Origin of the sequence: Faecalibacterium sp. AM43-5AT (assembly GCF_003603345.1) — a bacterium.
GTDB classification, from domain to species: Bacteria; Bacillota; Clostridia; order Oscillospirales; family Ruminococcaceae; genus Faecalibacterium; species Faecalibacterium taiwanense.
The window spans coordinates 86,424-106,932 of record NZ_QVGZ01000008.1 but is presented as its reverse complement, the minus strand read 5'-3'; the positions used below and the strand labels follow the sequence as shown (position 1 = coordinate 106,932).

Genomic DNA, 20,509 nt, shown 5'->3' with positions numbered 1-20,509 from the left:
TTCATCGCGGAACAGCAACGATGGGGAGCACATTTTTGTATACGGAAAGAACTCCTTCCGTCATCGCGCGGCAAGGCTCCCTCTTTGAGGGAGCTGGCTGCGAAGCAGACTGAGGGAGTCTGTTCTTTAATAAAAAACAGAAAGTTGAGTGTGATTTCCCTTTTTATGGACGATGGCAGTATTACGCTTTTAGCGGCGTTGATCATTCTGGTGGCATTTTCCGCCTTTTTCTCCGCCTCTGAGACCGCATTTTCTTCCCTGAACCAGATCCGCCTGAAAAGCCGTGCTGAGGACGGCGATTCGGCAGCAGCCCGCGTGCTGGCTATGTCGGAAAAGTACGACAAGCTGCTCTCCACCATCCTCATCGGCAACAATATCGTCAACATTGCCGCAGCATCCATTGGCACAGTGCTGTTCACCCGCCTGCTGGACCCGGAGCGGGGCGCGACGGTGTCCACCATAGTGCTGACCGTGGTGGTGCTGATCTTTGGCGAGGTGACCCCCAAGAGTCTTGCCAAGGAGATGCCGGAGACGGTTGCTACGGCAGTGTCGCCCTTTTTGAACCTGCTGCTGATCCTGTTTACCCCGCTGACCTGGCTGTTCACCCAGTGGAAGCGCCTGCTGGGGCATTTCATCCACAGCACCGAGGAGGACACCATCACCGAGGGTGAGCTGATGACCATGGTCAGCGAGGCCGAGAACGACGGCGAGCTGACCGACCGGGAAAGCCAGCTCATCCGCAGCGCCATTGAGTTCGACGATGTGGAGGTGGAGGAGATCCTCACGCCCCGCGTGGATGTGATCGCGGTGGAGGACGACCTCTCGCTGGATGAGGTGGCCGACACCTTTGCGGAATCGGGATATTCCCGTCTGCCCGTCTACCACGGCACCATTGACAACATCATCGGTGTGGTACATGAAAAGGACTTTTACCTTGGCCGTCTGCGCAAGGATACCACGCTGGAAGACCTTGTGAAGCCCACCCTTTATACCACCGGCTCCACCCAGATCTCCCAGCTGCTGCGCACCCTGCGCGAGCAGCACCATCACATGGCGGTGGTGGTGGACGAGTACGGCGGCACCGAGGGCATCATCACGCTGGAAGATATTCTGGAAGAGCTGGTAGGCGAGATCTGGGACGAGCACGACGAAGCGACCGAGGACTTCCGCAGGCAGTCGGACGGCAGCTGGATCGTGCTGGGCAGTGCCGGTGTGGACGACCTGTATGAGAGGCTGGGCCTGCCGGAGGATGAGGACATCGATTCCAATACGGTGAACGGTCTGGTGCAGGAAAAAACCTGCCATCTGCCCAAGGTGGGCGACCGGTTCACGCTGGGCGAGTACGACGGTGTTGTTACCCGCACGGCCAAGCGCCGCGTGACCGAGGTGCGCCTGACCCCGGCGGAAAAGCCGGAACCGAAGAAGGAAGAAGACGAAAAGCCGCACTTCAACCGGCTGACCAATAAGTAAATCTAAGGGAGGATGCCGTTTTCCAATACGGCCCTATCCTGTGAAAATGCAAACTCCGGCAGACCGCAGTCTGCCGGAGTTTGCTTTGTAAAAATAATTGTTCCGCTGAATAGGGCTGGAGCGAAGCGGAAGCCATTAAATGGTTTTGCTTTCCGCCTGCAGATAGGTATACAATGCTCCCACCTGATTGGCTTCGCTGCTGAAATGGCAGGGCACGATCTCGCAGCGGGGCAGACCGATCATGTAAGGTGATTCCCCACGGGAAGCAAACAGCCCGGCATATACCCGGCGCAGATCGTCCAGCAGCAGCGGCTGCTTGCTGATGCCGCCGCCGATGGCTACCTTTTCAACATCCAGCAATACGGTCAGGTTGTAGATCTGCACGGCCACCATCTTGCAGAACCGTTCCAGCACTTCCAGCGCTTCCGGCTCGGCGGCATTGGCGGCATCAAAAAAGAGTTTACCGTTCATGGGGGCATCGGCGGGCAGGCCCTTGCGGGCGCGGTACCACTTGAGCAGGTATTTGGTGCTGCACTGGCAGGCCATGGTTTTTTCGGTATTCTCCCACTCGTCGGCGTTGGTGTTCACAAAGCTGTACTCTCCTGCGGTAAAGTGCATGCCGCGCACCAGCTGGCCATTGGCAATGATGCCGCCGCCCACGCCGGTGCCGATGATAAACACTGCCGCATTGCAGCAGCCCTGCAAGGCACCGGCCCGCAGCTCTGCAATGGCTGCAGCCTTGCCGTCGTTTTCCAGCGTGACACGGCAGCCGCATCTTTCGCGCACCAGCTGCCCCACCTGCGTGCCGGTGTTGTACAGAAGTGCCCCGCCGTTGGAGACATAGCCGGTGTTGGCATCCACAAAGCCGGGCAGCGCCATGGCGATACCGTCCACTTCATCCTTATGCGGTGCATACAGAGCGTATATTGTGTCGAGAAAATGCTCCTGCGTATCCTGCGGCGTGGGCACGGAACCGGTATCGAAACGGTTCATCTGCTCGTCCATGACCGAATATTTGATCTCGGTGCCTCCTACGTCAAAAACCATGACCTTCATTGCTGTTCCCTCCGCAAAGCTGATCTTCTTCCTTATTATGGCAAATGCGTGCAAAAAAGTAAAGCCATCCGCAACATGCCGCGAATAGCTTTACTTTAATTTAGAGCTTGCTCAGCTGCGGGCCCTGTGCGGTATCCTTGACCGCCCAGCCCAGTTCGGTCAGCTGTGCACGGATGGCATCAGCAGTGGCCCAGTCCTTGGCCTTCTTGGCGGCGGCACGCTTCTCTACCAGCTCAGTCACCTCGGCGGGCACCTCGTCATTCTTGCGGTTGTACAGCAGGCCCAGTACGCCGGTGATCTCGTCGAACGCAGCGGCGGCGGTCTGCAGGGCATCCTTGGAGGAAACAGCCGACAGCGTGTTGATCTCCTTGACCAGATCGAACACGGCAGCCAGTGCATCCGGGGTGTTCAGGTCATCGTCCATGGCAGTGCAGAACTTGGTGCGGGCCTCGGCAGCCTTTTCCTTCAGAGTCTCGTCGGTGCCAAAGGCATCCTTGGTCAGGGCAAAGTCCAGATTTTCGCGGCAGGTGTACAGGCGCTCGAGACTGTTCTTGCAGCTCTCGATGAGATCCACGGTGTAGTTCAGCGGCATCCGGTAGCCTGCGGTCAGCATGAAGTAGCGGATGGGCTCGTAGCCGTAAATGTCCGCCACATCGCGCACGGTAAAGAAGTTGTGCAGGCTCTTGGACATCTTCTGATTGTCCACGTTGATGAAGCCGTTGTGCATCCAGTAGCGGGCAAAGGTGCAGCCGTTGGCGCACTCGCTCTGTGCGATCTCATTCTCGTGGTGGGGGAAGATCAGGTCCTGACCGCCGCAGTGCAGATCGATGGTCTTACCCAGATGGGTGCGGCTCATGGCGCTGCACTCGATATGCCAGCCCGGACGGCCCATGCCGTAGGGGCTTTCCCATGCAGGTTCACCGGGCTTTGCGGCCTTCCACACGGCAAAGTCTGCGGGGTCCTCCTTCAGGTCGTCGTCCATCTGGCTGCGCAGCTCACGGTTGCCGCTCTCCAGATCGTCCAGCTTCAGGTGGCTCAGCTTGCCGTACTCGGGATCGCTCTTCACCCGGAAGTACACATCGCCGTTTTTGGCAACATAAGCGTGGCCGGAGTCGATCAGATCCTTCACGATATCCAGGATCTGCTGGATATGCTCGGTAGCCCGGGGCTGGACGGTGGGCTTTTTGCAGTTGAGGCCGGCGGCATCCTTGAGGTACTCGGCCTCAAAGCGCTGGGCGACCTCCTTCATGGAGGTGCCCTCTTCCTGTCCCTTCTTAATGAGCTTATCGTCGATATCGGTGATGTTGGAAACATAGAACACCTTGTTGCCGCGGTACTCAAGGTAGCGGCGCAGGGTATCGAACACGATCAGCGGGCGGGCGTTGCCGATGTGGATATAGTTATAAACGGTAGGGCCGCAGACATAGATGCGGTATTCACCGGGCACCTGCGGCACGAATTCTTCTTTCTGGCGGGTCAGCGTATTGAAAATCTGCATGGCTGTTTCTCCTTTTTTACTTTTTTCATTATAACGGTGTACAGAAGGGAAGTCAAGAAAAAACGACCGCTCCCGGCGCATTCTGCACACCGGAAACGGTCGTTTTTCAAATCAGGAGCTTAGCCGGGATACCGGCTCACTTCCAGCAGCTCTTCTGCACGCTTCACCTGCTCCGCGGTGGGCGGCACGGCATCCGGCAGTGGATAAGGGATGCCCAGCTTCTGCCACTTGAACAGGCCCAGCGTGTGGTAGGGCAGTACCTCCACCCGCTGCACCGTTTTCAGGCTGCGGATGAAGTCTGCGGTCCTGCGCAGGCCCTCCTCGTCGTCGGTCAGGCCGGGTACCAGCACATGCCGGATCCACAGCGGGATGCCGAGGTCAGAAATATGCCGCGCCATCGCAAGGATGTTGGCATTGTCTTTGCCGGTGAGCTGCCGGTGGCGTTCCGGGTCGATCTCCTTCAGGTCGAGAATGACCAGACTGGTGGACTTCATCAGCCGGTCGAAACCGGCCAGATAATCCGGGTCATCGGGCCGGAAGGGCTGCCCGGCGGTATCCAGAGCCGTGTGCACGCCTTTGGAGCGGGCCAGCTCGAAGAATGCCGTCAGGAACTCCATCTGGCGCAGCGGCTCGCCGCCGCTGACCGTGATGCCGCCCTTCTTGCCCCAGTAGTTGCGGTAGCGGTAGACCCGCTGGAACAGCTTTTCTGCCGTCCATTCCTCGCCGCCCTCCGCAGCCCACGTTTCCGGGTTGTGGCAGTATTTGCACCGCAGGGCACACCCCTGCAAAAACACCACAAAGCGCACACCGGGGCCGTCCACAGAGCCGAAGGATTCCAGCGAGTGGACATAGCCGATGGGGTTACAGAGCTGCATGGCAGGTGCGGGAGATAACGTCCATCTGCTGCTCGCGGGTCAGGTCGATGAACTTGACGGCGTAGCCGGAGACGCGGATGGTGAAGTTGGCGTACTCCTCCTTCTCGGGGTGCTCCATGGCATCCAGCAGCTTCTCCTTGCCAAAGACGTTCACGTTCAGGTGGTGTGCGCCCTGATCGAAGTAGCCGTCCATGACCTGTACCAGATTCTCCACACGCTCGCCTTCACTGTGGCCCAGAGCGTCCGGGTTGATGGTCTGGGTGTTGGAGATGCCGTCCAGTGCCCAGTGGTAGGGCAGCTTTGCCACCGAGTTCAGGGAAGCCAGCAGGCCGTTCTGCTCTGCGCCGTAGCTGGGGTTTGCACCGGGAGCAAACGGGGTGAAGGCGGCACGGCCATCGGGCAGAGCGCCGGTGTACTTGCCGTACACCACGTTGGAGGTGATGGTCAGGATGGAGGTGGTTGCCTCGGAGTTGCGGTAGGTGTGGCGCTTCTTGATCATCTCCAGGAAGGTGCGCAGCAGCCACACGCCGATCTCGTCGGCGCGGTCATCATCGTTGCCGTACTTGGGGAAGTCGCCCTCCACCTCAAAGCCGGTGGCAAGGCCGCTCTCGTCACGCACCACCTTCACCTTGGCGTACTTGATGGCGCTCAGGGAGTCGATGACGTGGGAGAAGCCTGCAATGCCGGTGGCAAAGGTGCGGCGCACATCGGTGTCGATAAGGGCCATCTCGGCTTCCTCATAGTAGTATTTGTCGTGCATATACTGGATCAGGTTCAGCACATTGACGTACAGGCCAGCCAGCCAGTCCAGCATCTGGACATACTTGGGCAGAACCTCGTCGTAGTTCAGGTACTCGCTGGTGATGGGGGCATAGTTGGGGCCGCACTGCTCGTGGCTCTTCTCGTCCACACCGCCGTTGATGGCGTACAGCAGGCACTTGGCAAGGTTGGCGCGGGCACCAAAGAACTGCATCTCCTTGCCGGTCTGGGTGGCAGACACGCAGCAGCAGATGGAGTAATCATCGCCCCACACAGGCTTCATCACGTCGTCGTTCTCGTACTGGACAGAGCTGGTATCGATGGACACCTTAGCGGCATATTTCTTGAAGCTCTCCGGCAGGGCGGAGGAGTACAGAACGGTCAGGTTCGGCTCCGGTGCGGGGCCCATGTTTTCCAGCGTGTGCAGGAAGCGGTAGCAGTTCTTGGTGACCATGCTGCGGCCATCCATGCCGATGCCGCCCACTTCCAGCGTTGCCCACACGGGGTCGCCGGAGAACAGCTGGTTGTAGCTGGGGATGCGGGCAAACTTGACCATGCGGAACTTCATGACCATGTGGTCGATCAGCTCCTGAGCCTGGCTCTCGGTCAGGGTGCCGTTGTCCAGATCGCGCTGGATGTAGATATCCAGGAAGGTGGAGATGCGGCCCACGCTCATGGCGGCGCCGTTCTGGGTCTTGATGGCGGCAAGATACCCGAAGTACAGCCACTGGCAGGCCTCCTTGGCGTTCTTTGCGGGCTGAGAGATATCATAGCCGTAGGCCTCGGCCATCTTCTTCATGCCCTTCAGGGCACTGATCTGGCGGGCAATCTCCTCGCGCAGGCGGATCACGTCGTCGGTCATGGTGCCGTCGCCGCAGTTGGCAAAGTCCTCCTGCTTGAACTTGATCAGTGCATCGATGCCGTACAGGGCCACGCGGCGGTAGTCGCCCACGATGCGGCCGCGGCCGTAGGTGTCCGGCAGGCCGGTGATGATGTGGGTGTGGCGGGCTGCCTTCATTTCAGGAGTGTAGGCATCAAACACAGCCTGATTGTGGGTGCGGGTGTAGTCGGTAAAGATCTTGTGCAGCTCGGCGCTGGGCTGGTAGCCGTAGGTGGTGCAGGCCTGCTCTGCCATCTTGATGCCGCCGTAGGGCATGAAGGCGCGCTTGAGGGGCTTGTCGGTCTGCAGACCCACGATCTGCTCCAGATCCTTCAGGCTTTCATCGATATAGCCGGGGCCGTAAGCAGTCAGGCTGCTGACCACTTCGGTCTCCATATCCAGCACGCCGCCCTTGGCGCGCTCGGCCTTCTGCAGCTTCTGCAGGGCACCCCACAGCTTGTCGGTCGCCTCGGTGGGGCCGGCCAGAAAGCTTTCGTCGCCGTCATACGGGGTGTAGTTCTTCTGGATGAAGTCGCGCACATTGACTTCTTCTTTCCAGATGCGGCCCTCAAAGCCTTCCCACTGTTCAAAATTGATCATTGGAACCTCCTTGCTCCATTACGCAGTTAGCGTATTCTAACTAATGAGCCTTTGAAAAACCGCTCTGTATTGGCGGCTTTCTGGGGGCAAAACGGTCTTGAACTGCCGGTTGCGGCAGCCCCGACTACAAGGTGTAGACAAAAATGAAAACCTGCCCACAAAATCTTGCGTTACTATAATAGCAAGAACCACTTTAAAAAGCAATAGATAACAAGTGGGTTTTCTTCCAAAGCAAAGGGCTTTCTTTGGGCAGAATGTAGAAAAAGCGCCGAAATCCCGGCGGTGCACCTATTTTGCGAAAAAAATCGAAAAATAAGGGTTGACAAGACTAACCGGCTGTGGTATTCTGTTCTCGCAACGAGGTTAGACAAATCTAACCACGTTGCACCAGAAAAGCAGATGCTTCTGCAAAAGTGTCTGTGAAAAACCGGTTTGTGTAATGGACACAGACCCCAAGTTTGTCGTGGCGAGGCCACTCCATCTTGCTTACGCAAGACCGCTTTGTGGCTTAAAAGCCCCACTGGGGCTTTCATTGCTGCGCAAACGCCAATTCCTCCATTCCATTCTCTTTTTTCAAGTGAGCTGTGGTTTTAGTTTGCTCCCACGGCTCGATGCGCGGCATTCGGTGTGATTGGTACCGCACCAAGTGCAAAAGAAAAACAAAAACGGGACATGCAGCTTGACCACCTGCGTGCCCCGTTTTTTGTTTTTAACTCCTTCAGTCATGGCTGATGCCATGCCAGCTCCCTCAAAGAGGGAGCCCTTGGCAGTGCGGAAAACTTTACGGTTTTGCCAAAGCCTCCCTCATTGAGGGAGGTGGATGCGAGTGCAGCGAGCAGACGGAAGGAGTTTTACTTCACGATCTCCGCCAGCTTTTGATACACTTCCTCCGCGCCGCCCTTGGGCGTTTTGATCTTCACGAACTGGCTGTTCACGATGGCGGTGCCATCGGAGTAGACGGTGAACAGGAGGTTATTGTTTTCGGCATCATCGTAGTAGCTCACAGTGACGGAATCCACCGGGTATTCGTGGCTGTAGGAGGAATACTGCTGGTTGAACCGCTTGACGCAGGTAAGGCCGGAAAGCACGTTTGCGATCTGCTGATAGGCAGGGTCGTCGGCAGAAAGCAGCTGAACATCCATCTCTGCGGAGCGGGCAAAGTTCTGAATGTGCTCCACCCGGACACTGGCCTGTGTGCTGGCCTTGATCCCGGATGCAAGGTCGACTTTTGCGGAAGGAAAGATCAGCACCAGTGCAAGCAGCACTAAAATGACAATGCCGAACCGGGACAGGATGCTCTTATCTTTCATGGCGGGTCAATCCTCCTTTGGCGGCTCCAGATCGGTCAGATGCCGCTGAGCGATGAAGAAGCCCACGGCGCTGGCGGCGAACACCACATAATAGCTGGCGATGCGGTAGAGCATCATCACGCTCATCACCTCGCCGCGCTCCAGAAAGCTGCCGAACACCAGCAGGAATGCCGTCTCGATGGAGCCCATGCCGGCCACATTGGGCAGGGCGTTGGACAAAAACAGCATCAGGCTGGTGAGCAGCTGCACCTGCAAAAAGCTCAGAGGGGAAAGCCCCATGAACCGGATGCACAGGTAAGGCAGGCAGAACAGCCCGAACAGCTTGACCGCCTGCAATGCCAGAATTTCGGCGCAGCGGGGCTTATCTGCCAGCAGACGGCGGCTCTCCTCGCCCAGAACATCCAGCTGCTGCTGCCAGTCGGCGCGGCGCTGCTGCCATTTTTCCGTTTTGGGCAGCAGACGCATCAGCCAGCGGGCAAGGTCCTGCACCAGCGGCGATACGCACACCAGCACCAGCACCACAATGATGGCCGCCACTACAGCGTATGCCATGGGCAGATAATTCATCACACCGGTGGTGTTGGCGGCAAGCCATCTGTGCTGAACCAGCAGCATCACCGTGGCGTACAGCAGCACGGCGGATTTGTGGAACACGTACTGCAGGGTCATCAGGCCCACGCCCGGGCCAACCGGCAGGCCGCAGCGGTGCAGATACCATGTCTGCACCGGCACTGCACCTGCGCCCAGTGTGACCACATTGCCAAAGGTGCCGCACCACGCGGTATCGATGCCCTGCCAGAGCCTGAAGCCCGGGATGCGGCTGCGCACGATGACCCACGCCACGCACCCCTCCAGCAGCGGGTAGCTGAGGCCGATGGCCAGCACCACCAGCACCTGCCATGCGGACAGCTGCGAAAGCGCTGCAGTGATCTCGGCCCATTGGTCCTTGAACAGCAGCACGATGATGCCGGTAAGTGCGGCGAGCACCAGCAGCGAGATCACTGTCTTTTTGCGGGAAGGTGCGGCAGAGGCGGGTTGGCTCATAGAGAGAACAGGCTCCTTTCAGGCGGAATGATTTGATAAAAGTATAACACACGCGGCCTGTGTCTTTGTGAACGGAACTGGAATTTTCTTGTGCAATTTTGATGGAATGATAAAAAGGCAAGGGCGGATGCACGCATCGACCCTTGCCTTTATCTTGTTTTTAGCCTGTTGATTCGTTCACCAGCCGTGTCAGGGTGGCAACATAGGCTTCGTTGGAATAATATTTCTCGTACATTTTCCGGCAGTCAGCTTTCATGGCGGCCAGCTGTTCCGGATGCAGGATAGCATGTTCCAGCACCTTTGCCAGCTGATCCGGGTCGTCGTCTTTGTATACAAAGCCGTCCACGCCCTCGGTGATCAGCCCGGCGGTGCCGGTGTGCTCCGACACGATGGAGGGCTTGCCGAAAATCAGGCCCTCGGTGACGAAGGTTGGCATGGGATCATCGCGGGAAGCGCATACCACGCAGGTGCACTGATCCATCAGGGATTTGATCTCGGGCCGTTCCAGACGCTTGCGGTAGAAAACGGTGTCCGGGTAGTCCTCCACCAGTGCATCCACGGCGTTCTTCAGGCTCTTGTCCGCCGCCTTGCCCACGAACAGGAAAGCAGCCTTCTGGCGCACCTCGGGCTTTAGCAGGCGGATGGCGTTGCAGAAAATATCCTGACCCTTGCGCGGCTCAAAGGAACCTACGGTCACGAACAGCGGCCTGCCGCCGGCATAGCTGATATCGTAGGGCGGGAAGCTTTCCTGCGCATAGTCTGGCAGACCGTAGATCAGCTGTTCAATGCTGAAGTCCGGCCGCACCGAGTGCATGGCGGCAGTGGCGTGGGAGCCTACGGCGCACACATGCACATTGGAGCCCAATGTTTTGGGAATCTTGTGCGCAATGAACGGGTAGCCTGCAAAGGCATCGTGCAGCCACCACAGCACCGGCACGAAGGAGCCGTTCAGGGTGCTCACGGCGGCAGCCTCTACCACGGTGTTGGCCAGCACAAAATCGGCACTGGTGGCAAGGCCCCACAGCGACGAGTTCATCACGCAGTCGCTGCGGGTCACTACGGCGGCACCGGCATCCAGAAACAGCGGCAGCGAGCCGTCGTCCGCAGGGCCAAGCACCACCACTTCAAAGCCCATGCTGCGCAGCACCGGCACGGCACTTGTCAGCACGATGGGCGCACCGGTCATGGTCAGCTCGTGGCTCAGGATCAAAGCACGCTTTCCGGAGGCAGAGAACACATCGTCGGCACACAGCTCCCGCCGGAAGTGCAGCAAAGACTGCGGGATGCGGCGGCAGTTTTCCGCCATGGCGGTGGCAAGGCGCAGCAGCTCGGTCACGCTGTCCCTGCCGCGCGCAGCGGCGCGCACCCGGTCCAGAAGCTTCCGCGATACCATGGCGCAGCGGCTGCACGGGATGTGCTGGGTGCTCAGATAAAGGGCGGTGGAGCCATCGAAGCCAAAGGCGGCATCACACACCACAAGGTCGGCACCGGTGCGCAGGGCGGCGGCAAAATAGGTCAGGGCGGTGGAGGTGCACTCCAGATCTTCGCTGACCAGCAGCACGCCCTCCACCGAGTCGGTCAGGGCGGGGGCCAGCTCCGTCACCAGCCGGAACTTGCGGTGCAGCTGGTTTTCCAGTGCGTGCTCCAGCGCCTGATGACGGCCCGGTGCATACACCAGCAGATAGGTGCTCTGGGTATCGGTATAAACCTGCTTCGTCAGCTGCTTACGCTGCAGGGTGCTGTAACTGCTGTACATGTTGACAACTCCTTTAGCGATCCAATTCAGCCGCGCAGCAGGCGGCGCAAAGCACGCAGCGGTGCGGTAAGCCGCCAGCTGCTGCTCTCGTACAGGTTTTCCAGCGAATCTTCATAAGCAGCACGGCTGCTCTGCAGTTCCGCCAGCTGATTGTTCAGCCGGGTGTTCTCGGCAAGGGCGGCCTGCAGCTGTTCCAGAACATCGTTCTTTTCGGCCTCAGCCTGAAGCTTGATGGTATTCAACGCGCTGAGCAGGGCCTTGCCGGGCTGCTCGTGCTGGAAGCGGCCCAGCGGATAGTAATGATAGGTCACGGCAAACTTCATCCCGGCCGCAAAGGGCACGGTGCTGCGCACGGTCAGGTTGGGGTCCACATCCAGAAACAGCAGGCAGTCTTCCTGCAGCTGGATGCCGTTCATGGCGCGGCATTCCAGCCGCTCGTCCGAGATGCTCAGGTCAGTCACGCAGCAGGCCAGCTCACCGGGGTCCAGCCGCAGCGCACGGGCATCCGTGGGCAGGGTGAACACCGCAGAGACCTCGTGGGTCAGTTCGTCGTAGGCGTCCTCGGCAACGGTCAGGCATTCCCGCGGGGAATAGCCGGAGCCGGAATCGTAGAACAGCTGTGGCAGGGTGAGGGCGGCAGGCTCGTTGTCGCTGCCGTGCCTTGCCAGTGCGGCCTGATAGTTCAGCACCTGTTGTTCCAGCTCCAGACACCGCTGTGCCAGCCGGGATACACCTTCGTCAGAGAGCTTGAGCTGCTGTTCCAAGTCAGCAGCGCGGCTGCGGGCCGCAGCAAGGGTCTCGGGGGCATCGTTGTTCATAACCGGATTCTCCTCTTACTTTTATGATGGGCTGCACCGCAGCAGCCGGAAAAACATGTCAGTGCCGGGAGGTATAGTGCACGGCGGGCGTTCTGCGCTGTGCAGGGAAAAATCGGATGATGAGTGCGCGGCGTACACGCAGCAGCTCACACACCAGCCAGATAGAGCCCAGAGCGATGGCATATTGCAGCCACATGCCCAGCACCGGCTGCGCAGAGAACTTTGCTACCATCAGATACCACGGAATAGCGATGATCTCCACGGTATGTACGCAGAAAATGTTCAGCGAACGGCGGCCCACCGCTTCCAGAAAGTGCACGATGGGGCCATGGCCATGGCTGAGCCGCATGAACAGCCGGATGAAAAGCAGCCCTGCAGCACCGTCCAGAAAGATGCTCAGCGGCCCCAGTGACCACTCGGCCAGCGAGATGCAGTCGGTGGTGCGGGTAGCAAGAGAGCCTACGGCAATGAGTGCTGTGGCGGCCAGCAGCCCGACAAAGACTTTGGGCGGCAGGGGCTCGTCCAGCAGATGCTTCTTTTTGGCAAGGAAGCCGATATAGAGGTAGGGCACCACCACGGCACCCTGAATCAGGCAGAAGGGCAGTTCCCACACGAGGCTCGCGCCCCAGCCCAGCAGGACGCAGCCTGCCACAGCCCATGGAACATAGCGCTCCGGGAAGATGTTCAGGATCACATCCAGCAGCACCCAGCCTACCATCAGCGCCAGCAGATACCACATCGGCCCGCAGGAAAAGAACTCCTGCCCGAAATACTCGGCCGTGTGGGGCAGGCCCAGCAGAAAGCCGCCGGTGACTTTGATAGACTCGCCGATGGTGCCGGGCAGGTAATGGAACGTCCTATAATGAATGATAAAGTGCAGCACGCAGGTGAACAGCGCCGTGTAAGCATAGGGTTTGAGCAGGCTTTTGAGCTGCTGGTGGATGCACTTGTGGATAGAGCGCTTGCGGAAGCCGTAGCCGCTGGCAATAAAAAAGGCGGACATCAGCGCTTCGCGGTAGATGAACGGGAAAAACGCGGTCAGGGACAGGCCGCTGACCGCCTGCATGGGATAAAGCTCGGCGGTATGCGCAAAAACGATGGTCAGCATACCGGCACCCTTGAGCATGTCGAACATGCCGATGGAGCTGGCGGTGCGGGGCTTGGTTCCTTCCATGGAGGTTCCTTCCTTGCGCGGGACATTCCATCAGAGCCGGACGCCGCACAATGCGTAGATTTTGAATGAAAAAGATAAAATTTTGTATGGATATAAACCCAGTATAATGCTTTTTGCACAGACTGTCAATTTTGAATTGCGGTCCGGCGGGCGGAGGATACATTGCAGCCTGCAATAAAAGCATAGCACAGGCAGGGTGGCTTCGCAACGAAAGGCAGATTTTGCATCTGGAAACGACATGATGCGCAAGATTTTATTGTCAATATTGGAAATTAAATGTTGCAAAACTCTTGCATTGACACAAGTCTTATTGTATACTGGGCACAGTTGGAAATGACTGGAAGGATCTGTGTTGGCCTACACAGGAGCGCCGGATCGGATGATAAAAATGGAGGCAGAAAAATGATTACATCGCTGTATCAGTCACTTTGCAATATGGAAACCAACATTGCAGACCGTGTGGCTCTGCGCTGGTATGATGAAGAAAAGCAGGGCGTGGCCGAGGTGCACTACGCACAGTATGCCCAGGATCTGCGCCGGTTCGTGGCGTTCCTGCGTGCAGAGTATGGCGACGTGCGCGGCAAGCGTGTGGCGATCCTGGCCCGCAACAGCTACCAGTATGTCATCTGCATGTACGGCACGGTCATTGCCGGAGCCGTGGCTGTGCCGCTGAACCTTGGCAAGGACTGGGATGCCATCTCCTATGAGCTGGGCCTCACCGAGCCGGTGTGCATCCTGCAGGATGGCGAGTTCGCGGAGCGGGAGCCTGCCCTCGCTGAGACCTACGGCAGCATCCTGAAGCCCATGGATGTCTTTGCGGCCTATGAGCCTGCCGAGGACGTGACCGAGGTGGAGGACCTCTCTGCTCTGGCCTTTATCATGTTCACCTCCGGCACCACCGGCCGCAGCAAGGGCGTTATGCTGAGCCAGAAGAACCTGTTCAGCGCCATGCCGGCCTTTCTGGACCCCTTTGACGATGTGAAGAAGTACACGGGCTGGAACACCGACGAGTTCTCGTCCCTGTCCGCTCTGCCCATGTTCCACATCTCCGCCATGACCAGCCTTGTTTCGTGGAGTATCACCGGCCACTCCATCAACCTGTGCAACAACCTGAAGTATTTCTACCGTGATCTGGGTGCCATGCACAGCGAGGTGATGGCGGTGGTGCCGGTGCTGCTGAAGAGCATCTACAGCGACGTGATGAAGGGCCGCCGCGACCGCCTGAACGGCCTGTGCGTGCTGACCTGCGGCGCTGCCATGTTCGACCCCAAGATTCTGAGTGATATGATGGAGAAGGGCTTCTTTGTGGCCCAGATGTACGGCCTGACCGAGACCTGCGGCGACGGCGCATGGAACTCCTCGCAGGAGGCAAAGTACCTGACCAGCGTGGGCCACGTGGACCTCAGCTGTGAATACAAGCTGGACGACGGCGAGCTGTGCATGCGGGGCGACCCCATCATGCTGGGCTACTACAAGGACCCGGAAGGCACTGCAGAAGTCATCGATGCAGACGGCTGGTTCCATACCGGCGACATTGCCCGGGTGGAAGAGGATGGCTACATGTACCTGACCGGCCGCAAGAAGAACGTGATCATTCTGGACAGCGGCGAGAACGTGAGTCCCGAGGAGCTGGAAAAGCTGCTGGTACCCTGTGCGGACATTCAGGAGTGCATCGTGAAGGAAAAGGACAAAAAGATCTGCGCTGTCATCTACTGTGACCCTGCAAAGCAGGAAACTGTGAAGGAGTTCGTCACCGGGGTCAACCGCGGCCTGCCGCTGTACAAGCGCATGGTGCCGGAGCTCAGCGCACAGCCGCTGCCCCGCAACGCCATGGGAAAACTGCTGCGCTGAACACAGGAGGAAGCAGAACAATGCGTAAGATCAGAGTGCTGGATAATGTCTACGACCTTATCACCATCAACATGGAAGACCGCTTCAAGGATAATGTGGCCTTCCGCTTCTACGACACCGCAAACGATGCCGTGACCACCATCCTCTATAAGGATTATGTGCAAGATATCCGCAAGGCGGTGAATTACTTCCAGTCCACCATCCCGGAGATCAAGGGCAAAAAGATCTGCCTGCTCACCAAGAACAGCTACGAGTATGCCGTGAACACCTTTGGCGTGGTGGCGGCCGGTGCGGTGCTGGTGCTGCTGAACCAGCGCAAGAGCTGGGACGAGCTGAGCTACGAGCTGGGCCTTGTGGAGCCGGACGCCATCCTGACCGACGGCGACGACTACGGCTTCAACGACCAGCTCAAGGCTGCCTACGGCGATATCCTCCGCCCCATGGATGGCTTCCGAAGCTATGAGCCTGCGCAGCTGACCCGCTGCATCGACCACGAAGCCCTGATGATCCTGATGTTCACCTCCGGTACCACGGGCCGCAGCAAGGGCGTGATGCTGAGCGAGAAGAATTTCTTCTCGGTGATGCGTGCCCACACCCAGATCGGTGAGCACATGATGGCGTATAAGCACGAACCGGACCTCGTCATGAGCCAGTACACCGTGCTGCCCATGTTCCATCTTGGCGCTTTCATCTGCCTGTTCTCCTGGGCCCACGCAGGCTGGGCGCTGAACGTCAGCAGCGACATCCGCAACTTCTATAAAGAGGTAAAGCGGATGCCCAGTCAGGCCATGGCGGTGGTGCCGGTCATCATGAACTCGCTCCACCACGATGTGATGCGCGGCCGCAAGGACCGTCTGGGTGAGCTGTGGGTGCCCATCTGCTCCTCTGCCATGTTCGACCCGCAGGTGATGCTGGATATGGCGGAACACGGCATGTTCGTGGTGCAGACCTACGGCAGCACCGAGACCTGCGGCGACGGCATCATCAACTACGCACAGGACGCAAAGCACATCGGCGCTGTGGGTCAGGGCAACGATTATCTGGACTACAAAATCGCTGAGGACGGCGAGCTGTGCATGCGCGGCGACAGCATCATGCTGGGCTACTACAAGGACCCGGAGGCCACCGCCGAGGTCATTGACGCGGACGGCTGGTTCCACACTGGCGATCTGGCCCGCAAGGACGAGGACGGCTACTATTTCCTGACCGGCCGCAAGAAGAACCTCATCATTCTGGACAGCGGCGAGAACATCAGCCCCGAAGAGCTGGAAGGCATCGTGGGCAAGTGCGAAGCCGTGAAGGAATGTGTTGTAAAAGAGATGGGCAAGAAGATCGGCGTGGTGGTCTATTGCGATGAGGACAAACAGCAGCAGGTGCGGGACTTTATCACCGAGGCAAACCGCACCCTGCCGCTGTACAAGCGCATGAGCGCAGTGGAGTTCAGCACCGAGCCGCTGCCGCGCAACGGTGCAGGCAAACTGCTGCGCCAGTGATCCGGATGCAATCGAATGCCCGGATGCATAAATGGGCCGGCAGACCGGCAGACTGAAAACAGGAGTTCCGACAAAAAACAAAGCTTTGTTGCCGGAACCCTTGCGCACAGGAGAGAATCAGGGTATTATTATGGAAAGGCATAGGAGATTGTGCCTATTATCCGTCACGGAAAGGAAGAAAATTTCTATGGAACGAGCAGAGATCATTTCCCAGATCCTGGCCATCCTGGAGGATGTTGCCGAGGTCTCTCCCGAAGATGTGAATGAGAACAGCGTCCTGATGGACGATCTGGATCTGTCCTCAATGGAGATCCTGACCATTGTGGCAGACCTCGAGGAGACCTTCGGCCTGCGCATCCCTGAAAAGGAGCTGCGCAACTTTGTGACCATAGGGGATCTGGTGGATTATCTGGCGGCAAACGCGGGGTAACAGTTCATGAATGAGTCGCAGCGCTCGACGGAGTACATCTTTCAGGGAACGATGTATTTCTTCCGTCGGGAGAAGATCCTGTGCCGGTACCAGTTTGCGCTGCAGGATGCGGTGGAATCCGCTCTTTTGCAGCGCGCACTGGAGGCGGCGCTTTCGGCCGCACCGTACTATCGGGTACAGCTGGTGCAGGAAAAGCGGAGCTTTTTTCTGGAGCCGAACCCGAACCCCTGTCTTGTGTATCAGGGCAGTGCACAGCGCGATATCCCGGAGGAAACGAACGGCTATCTTTTCAGCGTGAGCTGTGAGGGGGATACCGTCTATTTTGACTGGTATCATTTCCTCATGGACGGCCACGGGGTGTCGCCCTTCCTCACCCGCATTCTGGAACAGTACTGCAACCTGCGCTATGGCACGGCGTTTGCAAACACGCCCATCGTGTGCAGCCCGGCCTATGACATCGAGGCCATGATGGAAAAATACCCATCCCCTACAGCTACTGAGAGCACGATGCAGAGGGATGTGGTGCAGACATGGGAGGGCAGGATGCGCCGCACCCGGGTGCGGCTGACCAAGCAGAGCCTTGTGGACCGGGCAGTGGAGAACGGCGTCAAGCCCTTTACAGCGCTGGCCGGTCTGCTGAGCCTTGCGCTGCGCAGCTATCTGGGCAAGGACGAGATCCAGTATTCCTACTCGACAGATACCCGCAGGGAAGCGGGCGTGCCGGATGCCCTTTACAACTGCGTGTGCTCCTTCCAGAGCAGCGTGAAGCTGAACGATGACACCCGCCTTGCGGACATCGTGCCGGAGATGGATGCCGAGGTGCTCCGCACCCTGCAGCCAGAGGCAAAGCTGCGCCAGATGACCCAGCAAATGAGCTGGGTGTACAAGGTAGACCAGCAGAAAGCGCCCCTGCGCATCAAGCAGAGGGTGTTCCAGATGGGCGAGTACATCAGCGGGGTCCCGGCGGATTTCTGGCTCAGCTATCTGGGCAATCCGCTGCTGCCGGCCACGCAGGAGCTTCAGAAGTACACCAAAGACTTCAATGTCTGGGTCCCGCCGGATGGCGGCTCCATGGGTGTGGAAGCCTCCAGCCTGAATGGCATCATCACCCTGTGCATCGAGAACAAGGCCGAAATGCCAGGCCTTGCCGGGATGATCCGCACCGCCTTTGAAAAAGAGGACATCACGGTGCTGGAAGCCGTGGATCTGGATACATAAGTGCAGAACATAAAAAGCACTCTTTCCGGGCAGGAAAGGGTGCTTTTTTGCGTCTTATTCGGTCCGTGCAGGCCGTGTGGTCACTTCGCCGCAGCGCAGAGCCTCCTGCCGGCCGTTCTCCCGCTGAATGACCAGCCGCCCTTCCTCGTCGATGGCAAGGGCCTTTGCGGCATAGGTCTCGGTCTCGGCACACACCGTCACCCAGTGGCCGGGCACAAAGCACCGGGCGCGGTACTCATCCAGACAGTCAAAGCCGGGGCAGAGGGCCAGCAGCTCCCGGGCAATGGCCCCGGCCAGCGCGGCCCGGCTCACCGGGGCAGGCCCGCCGGGGTACAGGCTCCCGGCTCTGCGGGCCAGCTCCTCCGGCCAGTCGGCGGCGGTGGAAGTAAGGTTCAGCCCGATGCCGACCACCAGCCATTCCAGCTGTCCGTTCTCGAGGTCGGTCCCCGCTTCGGTCAGGATGCCGCAGACCTTCCTGCCCTGATAGTACAGGTCGTTGACCCACTTGACGGCAAGCTCCAGCCCGCAGAGCTTTTTCACGGCACGGCAGACCGCCACCGCGGCGCTGATGGTAGCGGTCTGGGCATTGGCGGCGGGCATTTCCGGGCGCAGCAGCACCGAGCAGTAAACGCCCTTGCCTGCCGGGCTTTCAAATCTCCGGCCCAGCCTGCCGCGTCCGGCGCTCTGGTGGGCGGTGAGCACCAGCGTGCCATGGGGTGCACCATCCAGCGCCAGCAGCTTTGCCGTGCGGTTGGAGCTTTCCAGCGTGTCATATAAATAGATGGGTGCAGGGTAGTCCCCGATGGCTTCGGTGCAGAACGGGTCGCCGCCTGCCAGCCGGTAGCCCCGGCGGGGCGCAGCTTCCAGCGCGTACCCTTGGGCCGTGAGGGCCGCAGCGGCCTTGTGCACGGCAGCGCGGCTCACGCCGAGGGTCTCGGCCAGCTGCTGGCCGGAAACGTAGCTGCCCCCGGCAGCGGAAAGTGCCTGCAAAAGTGCCTGACGGGTACTGACAGCCATGGCCGAATGCCTCCTTTTGTGCTATACTACTTCTATTGTATCATAAAAATAAAAGTTTTTGCAGGATTTTGAACGGCTGTTTCGTATGAATGTGCAGAAGGGCAGCGCAGGGGCTGCACTTCGTCGGACCGGGACGAAACCGAAAGGAGGTGGACAGGCCGTTGACGACCTTGGAATTCAGCGCGATGGTGCAGAAATACCAGTCGCTCGTGTATACGGTCTGCCACCAGCTGGTGCCGGATGCCGGCGATGCGCAGGACCTGACGCAGGAGACCTTTCTGGCGGCATGGCGGGCCATTGACCGCTGCCCGTCCGGGTTTGAAAAACAGTGGCTGGCACGCATCGCTGCCAACAAGGCAAAGGACTATCTGCGCAGCGCATGGGTGCGCAGGGTGAACATTCCCGGCGACGATGTGCTGGCGCTGGAAGGTGCGCCGCCCGGCACCCAGCCGGAACAGCAGGTGCTGGATGCTCTGGGCGAGGAAGAGCTCACCGCCATGATCCTGGACCTGCGGGAGCCCTATAGAACGCCTTGCCGTCTGGTGCTGCTGGAACAGCACACCATGGCCGAGGCGGCACAGCTGTGCGGCCGCCCGCCCAAGACGGTGGAAGCACAGATCTACCGGGCAAAAAAGATGCTGGCACAGCAGATACTACAGCGTGAAAACGATGGAAAGGAGTGCGTACATGGAACTGTTTGACAAAAACGGCTGCCTGACCGACGAAGGCCTACAGGCCCTGCAGGCAGGCGGGCTGGATGAGCTGGGCCGGCTGGAAACCGCCGAGCATTTATCCTACTGCGATAAATGCATGGACCGCTACACCGCTCTGCTGACGGCAGATGCGCTGGAAACGCCGCCCCACTCCGCGCACAAGGCGGTGATGACCGCCATCTGGGTGCGGCTGATGCAGAACACATGGGGCCGTGCCGCAGTGGCCGGTGCGGCGGCGGTGCTGGCCTTTACCATGTGGCGCTCCGGCACCATAGACCAGCTGCTGAATTTCCGGCAGGAGCTGCACACATGGACACCGGAGACCAGCCAGAGCCAGACCGAAGAAGCCTTGCAGCTGGGCAAGCCGATGGAAGATGACCGCCCGTCCGCCCAGCCGGAAATACTGGGAAAGCCAATGGACGACGACGAGCCGAAGCAGCAGGCTTCGCTGGCAAAAGCACTCAATGACCTGCTGTTCGGAGCCGGCGGCCCTGCAGCAGAAAAACACAAAAATTCGCCACTTGCAGATCAAACAAAATAAGGAGAT

Annotated in this window: 17 protein-coding genes; 7 read left to right on the top strand and 10 right to left on the bottom strand. The window is 59.0% G+C overall.

Going from position 1 to position 20,509, the window contains the following annotated elements:
- Nucleotides 1-165 precede the first annotated feature (165 nt).
- Nucleotides 166-1,470 carry a hemolysin family protein gene (locus DW937_RS10520; RefSeq protein WP_120120895.1) on the top strand — a complete coding sequence of 435 codons (1,305 nt, stop codon included), beginning with the start codon at nt 166-168 and terminating at the stop codon, nt 1,468-1,470.
- Nucleotides 1,471-1,605: 135 nt separating this feature from the next.
- Here the strand turns inward: DW937_RS10520 and DW937_RS10515 are convergent, their stop codons facing one another.
- From DW937_RS10515 to DW937_RS10475, 9 genes are all read right to left on the bottom strand, one after another.
- Nucleotides 1,606-2,526, bottom strand: coding sequence for an ROK family protein (locus tag DW937_RS10515; RefSeq protein ID WP_120120878.1), 921 nt, complete (start codon nt 2,524-2,526; stop codon nt 1,606-1,608).
- Nucleotides 2,527-2,626: 100 nt separating this feature from the next.
- A complete protein-coding gene (gene cysS / locus DW937_RS10510; RefSeq protein ID WP_120120877.1) occupies nt 2,627-4,024 on the bottom strand; it encodes a cysteine--tRNA ligase in 1,398 nt (465 codons plus the stop codon).
- A 119-nt stretch (nt 4,025-4,143) separates the two neighbouring features.
- Nucleotides 4,144-4,899: a pyruvate formate-lyase-activating protein gene (gene pflA, locus DW937_RS10505; RefSeq protein ID WP_120120876.1), complete on the bottom strand. Its 756-nt coding sequence runs from the start codon at nt 4,897-4,899 to the stop codon at nt 4,144-4,146.
- Nucleotides 4,886-7,138 carry a formate C-acetyltransferase gene (pflB, locus tag DW937_RS10500; RefSeq protein ID WP_120120875.1) on the bottom strand — a complete coding sequence of 751 codons (2,253 nt, stop codon included), beginning with the start codon at nt 7,136-7,138 and terminating at the stop codon, nt 4,886-4,888. Before pflB ends, pflA begins: the two co-directional genes overlap by 14 nt.
- 851 nt (nt 7,139-7,989) lie before the next feature.
- Nucleotides 7,990-8,448: a hypothetical protein gene (locus DW937_RS10495; RefSeq protein ID WP_120120874.1), complete on the bottom strand. Its 459-nt coding sequence runs from the start codon at nt 8,446-8,448 to the stop codon at nt 7,990-7,992.
- A 6-nt stretch (nt 8,449-8,454) separates the two neighbouring features.
- Nucleotides 8,455-9,492 carry a lysylphosphatidylglycerol synthase transmembrane domain-containing protein gene (locus tag DW937_RS10490; protein ID WP_120120873.1) on the bottom strand — a complete coding sequence of 346 codons (1,038 nt, stop codon included), beginning with the start codon at nt 9,490-9,492 and terminating at the stop codon, nt 8,455-8,457.
- Between the two features lie 160 nt (nt 9,493-9,652).
- Nucleotides 9,653-11,248 (bottom strand): glycosyltransferase family 4 protein, encoded by a 1,596-nt coding sequence (locus DW937_RS10485; protein WP_120120872.1) that lies wholly within the window; start codon nt 11,246-11,248, stop codon nt 9,653-9,655.
- A gap of 26 nt (nt 11,249-11,274) precedes the next feature.
- Entirely contained in the window at nt 11,275-12,066 is a 792-nt protein-coding gene (locus tag DW937_RS10480) for a hypothetical protein (RefSeq protein WP_097777402.1), read from the bottom strand.
- 58 nt (nt 12,067-12,124) lie between these two features.
- A complete protein-coding gene (locus DW937_RS10475; protein ID WP_120120871.1) occupies nt 12,125-13,240 on the bottom strand; it encodes an acyltransferase in 1,116 nt (371 codons plus the stop codon).
- A 402-nt stretch (nt 13,241-13,642) separates the two neighbouring features.
- On the opposite strand from DW937_RS10475, the gene DW937_RS10470 reads away from it, so the two are divergent.
- The 4 genes from DW937_RS10470 (at nt 13,643) to DW937_RS10455 (ending at nt 18,232) form a co-directional block, all read left to right on the top strand.
- Nucleotides 13,643-15,091, top strand: a complete 1,449-nt coding sequence (locus tag DW937_RS10470) for a class I adenylate-forming enzyme family protein (protein WP_243111469.1) — start codon at nt 13,643-13,645, stop codon at nt 15,089-15,091.
- Between the two features lie 20 nt (nt 15,092-15,111).
- On the top strand, nt 15,112-16,584 hold the full coding sequence (locus DW937_RS10465; protein WP_120120870.1) for a class I adenylate-forming enzyme family protein: 1,473 nt from the start codon (nt 15,112-15,114) through the stop codon (nt 16,582-16,584).
- Nucleotides 16,585-16,771: 187 nt separating this feature from the next.
- A complete protein-coding gene (locus DW937_RS10460; protein ID WP_044953961.1) occupies nt 16,772-17,014 on the top strand; it encodes an acyl carrier protein in 243 nt (80 codons plus the stop codon).
- Between the two features lie 6 nt (nt 17,015-17,020).
- Nucleotides 17,021-18,232 (top strand): hypothetical protein, encoded by a 1,212-nt coding sequence (locus tag DW937_RS10455; RefSeq protein WP_120120869.1) that lies wholly within the window; start codon nt 17,021-17,023, stop codon nt 18,230-18,232.
- A 54-nt stretch (nt 18,233-18,286) separates the two neighbouring features.
- Here the strand turns inward: DW937_RS10455 and DW937_RS10450 are convergent, their stop codons facing one another.
- Nucleotides 18,287-19,249 carry a biotin--[acetyl-CoA-carboxylase] ligase gene (locus tag DW937_RS10450; RefSeq protein WP_120120868.1) on the bottom strand — a complete coding sequence of 321 codons (963 nt, stop codon included), beginning with the start codon at nt 19,247-19,249 and terminating at the stop codon, nt 18,287-18,289.
- 161 nt (nt 19,250-19,410) lie between these two features.
- Between DW937_RS10450 and DW937_RS10445 the strand changes: the two genes are divergently transcribed.
- The gene (locus DW937_RS10445; protein ID WP_223388239.1) at nt 19,411-19,950 is read left to right on the top strand and encodes an RNA polymerase sigma factor; all 540 of its coding nucleotides are present in this window, start codon (nt 19,411-19,413) and stop codon (nt 19,948-19,950) included.
- Entirely contained in the window at nt 19,937-20,503 is a 567-nt protein-coding gene (locus tag DW937_RS10440) for a hypothetical protein (RefSeq protein WP_120020718.1), read from the top strand. Before DW937_RS10445 ends, DW937_RS10440 begins: the two co-directional genes overlap by 14 nt.
- Nucleotides 20,504-20,509: the final 6 nt, after the last annotated feature.